Genomic DNA, 11101 nt, shown 5'->3' on the forward strand with positions numbered 1-11101 from the left:
CTAGATACGTGGGTTCGATTCCCATCACCCGCTCTATTTTTTTATCTAAGTGAACTATTTTAGGGTGATGAGAATCGAACCCACGGGTTCGGTCTCCGCTTCGCTCCGGTCGGTGCCAGGCAGGTGCCACAGGCACCTGGCACCCCATCACCCGCTCTATTTTTTTGTCTAAGTGGACTATTGCTTCATTATATTTGCAGGTCGGGTAAATAAGTGTTATAACAGAAGTGCCGGATATATAAGGGGCAGAAAAGGTGAGTTTATGAAATTAAAGAAAGCAGCAATATGGGGGATTGCAGTGGTTTTGCTTGCAGGAGGTATTGCCGCAGGGGCTGTGGTATTGAATGGCAGACCGGAAACTAAAGATAATCTTATTAATATGGCTAAGATCATAAAACCACGTGGAGATAAAACACATGTAATTGTGAAGGTCTCACAGAATATCGGTACAGAAGATTATACAGAACCTTATGAAGATGATAAGGATTATTCAAGTGATACTGTATCAATTGCCTGCTGGGGCGACAGCATGATGGAAGGCTTTGGCTCAGATGATGCTTATATACTTACTAAAGCAGGAAGAGTTGATATAAGTTATTACACTGCACCATATACTTTAGGAAAGCTTACTGGTCTTAATACATTTAATTTTGGTGTATCAGGGGAGACATCAGAGGAGATAGCGAGAAGAGCTGGTGGTCTTAAGATGCATACTGACCGTAATCTTAATCTTAATAAGAATACATATCAGGATGTATGCCTTATGGATGATAAGGGGAATCCTGTTTATATGTATGATTTCAGCGGATATGGTATTGAATATAATGATTATCCTGATACTGTATATATAGATGGTGTATTATGTCAGATTGATAAGAAACGGGATATTGAAGATTACTGGGAAGATATGGAGGATGATGACTATAATATAGAGGATTATATGGTCAGCATCAGAATATGTGATGATACAGGTCTTGAACAGCCTGATTATATGTTTATTCCACAAGGTACTGCTGTTACAACTAAAGCAGCATATGATCATAAGGATGATATTCTTGTGATTGAGATGGGAAGTAACGGTGGATGGGATGACTATGATGAGCTTATTTCCCAGTATCAGGCAGTGATTGATTATACAGGTTGTGAGAATTATATCATAGTTGGAGACACGGATGATCCAGGTACATCTCTTGCAGACAACAGCCAGTCATATCTGGAGGATGGAGATGACTATGTAGGAGCTGATGACACTGCATGGGAAGCAGCGCTAAGAGAAGCATTTGGAGAACATTTCTTTAATACAAGAGTCTACATGATTCAGAACGGGCTGGATGATTGTGGTTTGAAAAAGGAAAAGATAGATGAGGTATATGGAGCGTTTGGATATATATCTGTGAAACTCCGTTCAGACTGGACACATTTTAATGCGTATGGTTATTATTCTAAAGGAGTAGGAATCTATAAAAAAGGTGTTGAGCTAGGATACTGGGAATAGTCTGTCCCAATGCTTTATAAAGGAAATTTACAATGAGTAAGAATAAATATGAAATAGATATGTGCAATGGCACAATAATGGATAAGTTAATATCGTTCTCAGTGCCATTGATGCTTTCAGGAATATTACAGCTAATGTTTAATGCTGTAGATATAATTGTTGTTGGAAGATTTGCAGGAAGCCAGTCGTTAGCAGCAGTAGGTTCAACGACAGCGCTTATTAATATGTTTGTTAATCTTTTCATAGGAGTTTCGTTGGGCGCAAATGTACTGGCTGCCAGATTCTATGCGTCAGGCAAACATAAAGAGATGTCAGAAACAGTGCATACTGCGATAACATTTGCGGCAATAAGCGGAGTTGTGATGGCGCTGATAGGCCTGCTGATGGCTAAGCCGGCACTTGAGCTTATGGGAACGCCAGATGATGTAATTAACCTTTCAACACTGTATATGAGGATATATTTTCTTGGTATGCCATTTTTTATGCTTTATAACTATGGTGCGGCTGTTCTTAGAGCAGTTGGTGATACCAAGAGACCGCTGATGTTTCTTATAGCAGCGGGAATTATAAATGCATGCCTTAATATGGTACTTGTTATTGTGTTTAACTTAGGGGTTGCAGGAGTAGCAATCGCAACAATATTTTCACAGTTCATATCGTGTGTGCTTGTATTAAGATGTCTGAATAAGACAGATGCAAGTTACCAGTTGAGATTCTCAAAATTAAGGATAAAGGGATACTATCTTAAACAGATATTTCAGGTTGGAATTCCGGCAGGAATACAGAGTACAGTTATTAATTTCTCAAATGCTTTGCTGCAGTCGTCAGTTAATTCATTCGGTTCAACAGCAATGGCAGGATATACAGCAGCCAACAATATTCTTGGTTTTCTATATGCATCAATTAATTCAGTAACACAGGCCTGCATGAGTTTTACAAGTCAGAATTATGGTGTAAGAAAGTTCAGGAGAATGGACAAGGTGCTTATAGATTGTGCAATACTTTCAGTAGGAGTGTCACTTGTATTTGGCTGCGGTGCATATATATTTGGTGATAAAGTGCTTATGATATACACTAACAGTGAAGATGTTATCAAATGTGGTGTTGAGATATTATCAATTACAACAGTGCCATATTTCTTATGTGGAATAATGGATCTGTTTCCGGGCGCACTTCGTGGAATGGGATATTCGCTAGTGCCGATGATATTATCAGTTATTGGTACAGTAGGAATGAGAATATTCTGGATATTCGTGATATTCCCAAGCCACAGAACACTGTATGACCTGTTCATATCATATCCGGCATCATGGACGGCAACGATAATTATGCAGGTTATATGTTTCCTTATAGTACGTCGAAAAGTGCATTCACAGATTAATAAATGATTATAAAATATTTAAGCCATTCCGTAAGGAGTGGCTTATTAACTATAAAGTTCTTCAAGAGTTCTGGCTATCTCGCCAGCATCACAGTCACATCCGTTTTCTTCCCATTTTAAAAATGCATTAAGCAATCCGCCAGAGTAACAGTATAGTCTGTACTCAGAGTAATTCTTAGGATTCGTAAAATGTTCAGACATAAAATTATTAATGCTGTTAATCAGAATAGAATAAAGTCCACATCTTGAAAGGGTAAGGAAATAATCCTTATACCGGTTAAAGAATTCAAGTGCAAAAAGGATGTGTGAATAATCAAGAAAGCTCCCGCTTTCAGGGTTGCTGGCACATTCTTCCAGATATTCAATTATAATAATATTAAGATAGTCGCATAGTGCATCATGGATTGATTGATAATATTTGTAAAAAGTTATGCGTGATACACCGGCACATTTCGCTACACTGGTAATGCGTATCTTATCAAAATCAGTGTCTTTAAGAAGCCTGATTACTGCTTCACCTATGCACATTCGTGTAAATGTATTCTTAGAATCTTTGTTTACTATATTCATAATGTACTCCTGAAATATACAAAAACGCTATTTTTGTATATTGTAACACTATAAGTTATAAAATACAATATGACGTAGTATTTAAAACTACATTAAAATGGAGTATATCTGGTAAACAGGAGGATTAATAATGAGATTAGTAGCAGATTCAGCATGTGATATAAAAGAACTTGAGGGAATGGTCTTTAAGGCAGTTCCGCTTACAATATCTACAGATAACGAGGAGTTTTGTGATGATGGACAGCTTGATATTCATAGAATGCTTGATGTTCTTGAAAAACATAAGGGACGTTCATACACTGCGTGTCCTGGAATAGATGCGTGGCTTGAAGCTTTTGGCGATGATAATGAGATATTTGTTGTAACAATAACTGCAGGAATGTCAGGAACATATAATTCTGCAATGGCAGCGAGAGCAGTGTATCTGGAGGAACATCCACAGGCTAAGGTCAGAGTAATAGATTCTAAAAGCACTGGTCCACAGATGCGTATTATACTGGAACAATTGCAGCAAATGATTAAAGAGGGAAAGACATTTGAAGAGATAGACGGAGCAATAGATGCATATATGCAGAAAACAAGATTGTTCTGTTCATTAAAATCACTGCATAATCTTGCACAGAATGGTCGTGTAAGCAAGGTTGTAGCATCGGCTGCGGAGGTTCTTGGCATAAGTGTAATAGGAACAGCAAGCAGTCATGGAACATTAGAAGCAATCGGTAAATGCAGAGGTGATAAAAAGCTTCTTGTAAAACTGCAGGCATTACTTGACGATGCAGGATATGAAGGCGGAAAACTCAGAATATGTCATGTTGAAAATGAAGCTCTTGCAGATAAGATAGCTGATATGATAAAGCAGGCATACGGTGCTACGGATGTGTGTGTATATAAAGCAGGAGGATTATGCAGTTATTATGCTGAGCGAGGCGGAATAATACTCAGCTGTGAAACGAAATAAATACTTTGAATATCAAAATAGTATTGACAAACCTGATTTGTGCTCTTATAATTAGCTCAAATATATTAGTTAAATATATTTAGATAAAATTATTTAAGGAGAACAAAACAATGACATTTGAAAAGGTAAAAGAAATTATTATGGATACTATTAACTGCTCAGAGGATAAGATTACATTAGAAGCGAATTTAAAGGATGATCTTGGAATTGATTCACTTGATTCAATGGAACTTATGATGGCAGTTGAAGATGCTTATGGAATTACTGTTCCAGAAGAAGAACTTCCTAATCTTACATCAGTTAAAGCAATTGTTGAGTATGTTGACAAGAATGCAGCTTAACATAAAGATTTTAAGGAAGACAGTTTGTTATGGATATTAATGATATTTATGGGATTATAGATAAGTTTGATGCAAGTGGATGCAGCGAACTGAATCTGGAGATGAATGGCGTATGCTTGGACTGAAGAAAACAATGTACGAAGCCATATGTGATGTGCCTGTAAAGAGAGATATTGTTCGCATTAATACAGAACAGGAACAGACCGTTACAGCTATTCAGGATGTACAGCCACAGTCAGATGAGCATATTAAAGAAATTAAGGCGCCATTGGTTGGAACTTTTTATACAGCAGCAGGTCCTGATGAGGAACCTTTTGTAAAACCAGGACAGAGCGTTCATGCTGGTGATGTTATTGGAATAATTGAAGCAATGAAGCTGATGAACGAAGTTACAGCAGATTGTGACGGTACGGTTAAGGAAGTGGCAGCAGAGAATGGCACTATGGTTGAGTATGGACAGCCGCTTGTAATCCTTAATTAACGGAGGTAGCAGAAGTGTTTAAGAGAATACTGATAGCAAACCGTGGTGAAATAGCGTTAAGGATAATCAGATGCTGCCGTGAGATGGATGTAGAAACCGTAATTGTATATTCAACAGCAGATAAGGATTCACTTGCTGTTATGGCAGCAGACAAGGCGGTTTGCATTGGACCGGCAAAGGCGGCTGAAAGTTATCTTAATCAGGATGCGATAATAGAAACAGCAATACTGACAGGGTGTGAGGCAGTCCACCCTGGCTATGGTTTTCTGTCTGAGAATGCTGCATTTGCAAGAAAATGTGAGGAGAACAATCTTATATTTATAGGACCATCAGCAGACATAATAAGCAGCATGGGAGATAAACAGTCGGCAAGGCAGCTTATGATTGAATGCGGGGTTCCGGTTGTACCAGGCTCTGATGGTCTGGTTGCAACAGCAGAGGAAGCAGCACACATTGCAGAAAGAATTGGTTATCCTGTACTTATTAAAGCGTCAGCTGGAGGCGGTGGAAAAGGAATGCGCAAGGCATTCAGCAGAGAAGATATAGAAAATGCATTTGAAACCGCTAAGAGTGAAGCTAAAGCTGCATTTGGCAACGATGATATGTACATAGAAAAGCTGATAATCAATCCACGGCATATTGAGATACAGATTCTTGCAGATAAATATGGCAATACAATATATCTTGGAGAACGTGACTGTTCAATCCAGCGTAATAATCAGAAGCTTTTAGAGGAAGCTCCAAGTGCAAAATTATGTAAAGATAAGCGGACAGTCATGGGAGAGACTGCAGTAAGAGCTGCCAGAGCAGCAGGATATTATAGTGCAGGAACTGTTGAATTCGTTATGAATGAACAGGGTGACTACTATTTTATAGAGATGAATACGAGAATACAGGTTGAACATCCGGTAACTGAGCAGGTTACAGGAATTGACCTTATAAGAGAACAGATAAGAATAGCTGCCGGAATGAAGCTTAATATCACTCAGGAAGATGCATGTGTCAATGGACATGCAATTGAGTGCAGAATAAATGCGGCTACACCGGGAGTTATTAAATTCTTACATTTTCCAGATGGTTATGGAGTAAGAGTTGAGAGCCATCTTTTTGAAGGTTATGAAGTGAGTCCGTTTTATGATTCAATGATTGCCAAGATTATAGTGACTGGAAGCAGCAGACTTGAGGCGGTAAGACGATTAAGAAGGGCTCTTGAGGAACTGATAATTGAAGGAGTTAAGACTAACAGAGAGTTCATGCATCTTCTTACATATCATAAGGATTTTATAAGAGGAAATTACAATACAGGTTTCTGGGAGAAGAATCATACCGAAATTGAAAAGTGGCTTAAGGAAGGAATTACAGTTAAATGAATATCAATGACATTTTCTTAAAGCGTAAGAAAAGGTGGGGTACTATCAACAGATTAAGGGATAGTGAGGAACAGGCAGATGGAAGCCTTACACCATCAAGAAGAATTGCACTTATAAGTGATGACAAAAGTTTCAGGGAATTGTATGCACAGGTTAAGACAGGCAATCCAAACAGCTTTCCGGGATATGAGAAGAAGGTTGAAGCAAACAGATTAAAGACAGGCCAGCAGGATGCAGTAGTTACTGGAACATGTCGAATAGGCGGAGTCAAAACAGCAGTTGCAGTTATGGATAAAAGATTCCTTATGGGAAGCATGGGAATTGCAGTAGGTGAAAAGATTACAAGACTTACAGAATATGCAATGAAAAAAAAGCTGCCTCTTATAATATTTGCTGCAAGCGGTGGAGCGAGAATGCAGGAAGGTCTTTTCTCGCTTATGCAGATGGCAAAGACAACAGCGGCAATTGAAAAGTTCAAGGATGCGGGTGGATTATTTATATCATATCTCACTAATCCGACAACAGGTGGTGTGAGCGCAAGCTTTGCAAGTCTTGGTGACATTATAATTGCTGAACCGGGAGCACTTATATGTTTTGCCGGTCCAAGAGTTATTGAACAGACTATCGGACAGAAGCTGCCGGAAGGCTTCCAGCACTCAGAGTTTCTGTTAGAACATGGCATGATAGATATGATAGTTGACAGAAAAGATATGAAGCAGACTTTATCAAAGATATTGAAAATGCATGTGAATACCGGAGGAGAAGCATGAACAATGAAAATGTTTTAACGCCATATGAGAAAGTTCTTGCAGCCAGAAAAAGCGACCGTCCGGATATTATGAAATACATAGAAGTGCTTTTCGATGATTTTATAGAAATGCATGGTGACAGATATTATAAAGATGATAAAAGCCTTGTTGCAGGAATTGCTTCATTTAATGGGAAAACGGTAACTGTTATTGGAAACCGCAAAGGAAAGAATATAGAAGAGAATATAAGATACAACTTCGGAATGGCGTCACCTGAAGGGTATAGAAAAGCAGTCCGTGTTATGAAACAGGCTGAAAAATTCAGGAGACCTGTCATAACATTTGTTGACACGCCAGGTGCATATCCGGGCATGGAAGCAGAAAGCAACGGACAGAGTAATGCAATTGCAGGAAGTATAGCAGCAATGCTTAAGCTTACAGTACCTGTTATATCTGTAATCACAGGCGAAGGTGGAAGTGGCGGTGCATTGGCACTGGCAGCAGCCGACAGGGTGTACATGCTTGAAAATGCAGTATATTCAATTCTGTCTCCAGAAGGTTTTGCGTCAATAATATATAAGGATGCTAAGAAAGCACCACAGGCAAGTGAGATTATGAAGCTTACTGCACAGGAGCTTTTTACTGCCGGACTCGTTGACGGTGTAATTGCAGAAGGAGACAGGTGCTTTTCAGATATAGCAAGAATGTTAGAAAAAGAACTCGGAATTCTTGGCAGGATGAAATCAAAAGAGATTGTTAATTCAAGATATGACAAATTCAGGAATATAGACAGGGGAGAGATAAAGTGAAAGGCATTCAGATAGTGTCCACAGGGAAAGCACTCCCAGAAGAGATAATTACGAATGATGACTTAAGCCGGATTGTTGATACAAATGATGAATGGATAACAACAAGAACAGGTATTAAGAAAAGATACAGATGTACACAGGAAAATACTACATCACTTGCAGTCAGAGCAGCATATGAAGCGGTAGAGGCATCAGGTGTGGATATTGCAGAAATAGGTGCAGTTATAGTTGCAACTTCAACGGCTGATAATGCATTTCCATCTACTGCAGCAATTGTACAGAAGGAACTAGGATTGGCAGAGAATGTACTTGCATTTGATTTAAGCAGCGCATGTACAGGTTTTCTGCATGCATTAAATGTCGGGCAGGCACTGTTTAACAGCACTGATTATAAATACATACTGCTTATTGGCAGTGAACAGATGTCTAAGATATTAGATTATACAGACCGCTCAACATGCGTGCTTTTTGGAGATGGTGCTGGTGCAGTTCTTATAAAAGCGGCTGACAATATGTATAGACAGATTAATTACACAAGAGGCGATACTGATGTACTTGTATGCAGAGGTATAGGTGCACAGGATGCATATGTAAAGATGAATGGAAATGCGGTGTTCCGTTTTGCAGTTGATGTTCTTAAACAGGGAATTGATGAAATATTGAAAAAATCGGACATGACACTTGATGACGTAGATTATATTGTGTGCCATCAGGCTAATGAAAGAATTATTAATCATGTAAAGAAGAAATATCCGGGGCATGAAGATAAGTTCTATGTAAATATAGCAGAATACGGTAATACATCAGCGGCAAGTATCCCAATAGCACTTGATGAGTTAGCACAAAGCGGATGCTTTGATAAAGGCAGAAAGCTGATTCTTGCAGGCTTTGGGGCGGGGCTTAGCTGGAGCAGTGCTTTGATAGAGACATAATAAGGAGCAGCATAATGAGATTAGATAAGATGTTAGGAATAAAATATCCGTTTATACAGGGCGGAATGGCTAATATTGCAACAGGAGAATTTGCAGCTGCAGTTAGTAATGCAGGCGGACTGGGGCTTATTGGAGCTGGTGGAATGAACACGGATATGCTTCGTGAAAACATAAGAAAATGCAGAACACTTACGGATAAACCATTTGGTGTGAATCTTATGCTTATGAATCCGGAAGCTGATGCAATGGCAGAACTGCTTGTGGAAGAAAATGTAAAGATTGTAACAACAGGAGCAGGAAGTCCGGCTAAATATATGGACAAATGGAAGTCTAATGGAATGATGGTTATACCAGTTGTTTCAAGTGCAGCACTTGCAATAAGAATGGAGCGCTTCGGAGCTGATGCAGTAGTTGCAGAGGGAACAGAAAGTGGTGGCCATGTCGGCGAGATGACAACTATGACACTTGTCCCAAAGGTAGTTGACAGTGTGAATATTCCGGTTATTGCAGCCGGAGGAATTGCAGATGGCAGACAGCTTGCAGCAGCATTTGCACTTGGTGCGGCAGGTGTACAGATGGGAACTTGTCTTCTGGCAAGTACAGAGTGTCCTATACATGATAATTATAAGCAGGCAATACTTAAAGCAAAGGATAATGACACTATAGTTACAGGAAGAATTGCTGGTACACCAGTGCGAGTACTTAAAAATGAGATGTCACGCGAGTATGTAAAGCAGGAGAAGGCAGGTGCTGATAAGATGGAACTTGAGAAATATACATTAGGTTCTCTTCGTAAGGCAGTGTTTGACGGTGATACAATGAATGGCTCACTGATGGCAGGTCAGGTTGCAGGTCAGATTGATAAGATACAGCCAATTGAGAAAATATTTGAACAAATATATGAAGAATATGAGGCTGTGCGAAAGGAATTGTATGCAGATTAAGGACAAGATACTTGATGTTCCGGTAATTCAGGGCGGTATGGGTGTCGGAGTTTCGCTTTCATCCCTTGCAGGTGCAGTCGCAGCAAGCGGGGCATGTGGAGTCATCAGTTCTGTTAATGCAGGTTATGATGAACATGATTTTGAGAGCAGCCCATATAAGGCTAATCTAAGGGCACTTGATTACCATATTAAGAGGGCTAAGCAGATTGCAGCAGAAAGTGCAAAGAAGGGACTTGTAGCTGTAAATATTATGACGGCGGTTTCTCATTATGATGAAAGCTGTAAGACTGCAGTTTCAGCAGGGGCAGATATTATTATCTCAGGTGCCGGACTGCCTCTTAATCTGCCACAGTTTACTAAGGGAACACACACACTGGCAGCACCCATTGTTTCAAGTGGCAGGGCTGCCAGGATAATTATGAAAACTTATAAGAAGCATTATGATGTGTATCCGGATATGTTCATTATTGAAGGCAGCATGGCAGGAGGACATTTAGGCTTTGATGCAGATGATATTACACAGGGAAAAACGCAGAGTAACGATGAAATACTGTCAGATGTACTTGCTGTAATAGAAGAGTCGGGTGCGGATATCCCGGTTTTTGTCGCTGGTGGTGTGTTTGATGGTAAAGATATGGCACATTATGTAAATAAAGGTGCTGCCGGGGTACAGATTGCGACAAGATTCATTGCTACCAATGAATGTGATGCTTCGGATACATTTAAACAGGCTGTTGTTAATGCAAAGAGAGAAGACATCCGTATTATTAAAAGTCCTGTTGGAATGCCGGCACGTGCAATTAACAGCCCACTGCTTGAAAGGCTTGATGCAGGAGAAACCTTCACGGCAAGAAAATGTAATGGTTGTCTTACAGCATGTAAGAAGGATGACAGTATACCATATTGCATAAGCAGGGCACTTATAGCAGCAGTTAAGGGTGACTGGGATAATGGACTGTTTTTTGCAGGAAGTAATGCAGACAGAGTTGACCGGATAATAAGCGTACAGGAACTTATTAATGAGATTATGACAGATTACAGATTGAATAAATCGGACATATAAGCTTTGGT

General features: G+C 39.5%; 12 protein-coding genes. 11 read left to right on the top strand and 1 reads right to left on the bottom strand.

Annotated elements, in window-relative coordinates; genetic code table 11:
* Window positions 1–262: 262 nt before the first annotated feature.
* Window positions 263–1495 (top strand): hypothetical protein, encoded by a 1233-nt coding sequence (locus DW963_RS13760; RefSeq protein ID WP_286169291.1) that lies wholly within the window; start codon window positions 263–265, stop codon window positions 1493–1495.
* A gap of 32 nt (window positions 1496–1527) precedes the next feature.
* Window positions 1528–2883 (top strand): MATE family efflux transporter, encoded by a 1356-nt coding sequence (locus DW963_RS09785; protein WP_117915434.1) that lies wholly within the window; start codon window positions 1528–1530, stop codon window positions 2881–2883.
* Between the two features lie 38 nt (window positions 2884–2921).
* On the opposite strand, the gene DW963_RS09790 is transcribed toward DW963_RS09785, so the two are convergent.
* On the bottom strand, window positions 2922–3446 hold the full coding sequence (locus tag DW963_RS09790) for a TetR/AcrR family transcriptional regulator (protein ID WP_117915436.1): 525 nt from the start codon (window positions 3444–3446) through the stop codon (window positions 2922–2924).
* A gap of 130 nt (window positions 3447–3576) precedes the next feature.
* On the opposite strand from DW963_RS09790, the gene DW963_RS09795 reads away from it, so the two are divergent.
* The 9 genes from DW963_RS09795 (at window position 3577) to DW963_RS09835 (ending at window position 11093) form a co-directional block, all read left to right on the top strand.
* Window positions 3577–4404 carry a DegV family protein gene (locus DW963_RS09795; protein ID WP_117915438.1) on the top strand — a complete coding sequence of 276 codons (828 nt, stop codon included), beginning with the start codon at window positions 3577–3579 and terminating at the stop codon, window positions 4402–4404.
* Between the two features lie 110 nt (window positions 4405–4514).
* Window positions 4515–4745: an acyl carrier protein gene (gene acpP, locus DW963_RS09800; RefSeq protein WP_012739952.1), complete on the top strand. Its 231-nt coding sequence runs from the start codon at window positions 4515–4517 to the stop codon at window positions 4743–4745.
* A gap of 112 nt (window positions 4746–4857) precedes the next feature.
* Entirely contained in the window at window positions 4858–5226 is a 369-nt protein-coding gene (locus DW963_RS09805; protein WP_286169292.1) for an acetyl-CoA carboxylase biotin carboxyl carrier protein, read from the top strand.
* A gap of 14 nt (window positions 5227–5240) precedes the next feature.
* Window positions 5241–6596, top strand: coding sequence for an acetyl-CoA carboxylase biotin carboxylase subunit (gene accC, locus DW963_RS09810; RefSeq protein ID WP_117915442.1), 1356 nt, complete (start codon window positions 5241–5243; stop codon window positions 6594–6596).
* On the top strand, window positions 6593–7366 hold the full coding sequence (locus DW963_RS09815) for an acetyl-CoA carboxylase carboxyltransferase subunit beta (protein WP_117915444.1): 774 nt from the start codon (window positions 6593–6595) through the stop codon (window positions 7364–7366). The genes accC and DW963_RS09815 overlap by 4 nt, the downstream gene beginning before the upstream one ends.
* Window positions 7363–8154, top strand: coding sequence for a carboxyltransferase subunit alpha (accA, locus tag DW963_RS09820; protein ID WP_117915446.1), 792 nt, complete (start codon window positions 7363–7365; stop codon window positions 8152–8154). Before DW963_RS09815 ends, accA begins: the two co-directional genes overlap by 4 nt.
* Window positions 8151–9086 carry a beta-ketoacyl-ACP synthase III gene (locus DW963_RS09825; protein WP_199669380.1) on the top strand — a complete coding sequence of 312 codons (936 nt, stop codon included), beginning with the start codon at window positions 8151–8153 and terminating at the stop codon, window positions 9084–9086. The genes accA and DW963_RS09825 overlap by 4 nt, the downstream gene beginning before the upstream one ends.
* 14 nt (window positions 9087–9100) lie before the next feature.
* A complete protein-coding gene (locus tag DW963_RS09830) occupies window positions 9101–10030 on the top strand; it encodes a nitronate monooxygenase (RefSeq protein WP_117915448.1) in 930 nt (309 codons plus the stop codon).
* Window positions 10020–11093, top strand: a complete 1074-nt coding sequence (locus DW963_RS09835; protein ID WP_117915450.1) for an NAD(P)H-dependent flavin oxidoreductase — start codon at window positions 10020–10022, stop codon at window positions 11091–11093. Before DW963_RS09830 ends, DW963_RS09835 begins: the two co-directional genes overlap by 11 nt.
* Window positions 11094–11101: the final 8 nt, after the last annotated feature.

The organism is Eubacterium sp. AM46-8 (assembly GCF_003466705.1).
In the GTDB taxonomy this organism is placed as follows: Bacteria; Bacillota; Clostridia; order Lachnospirales; family Lachnospiraceae; genus Lachnospira.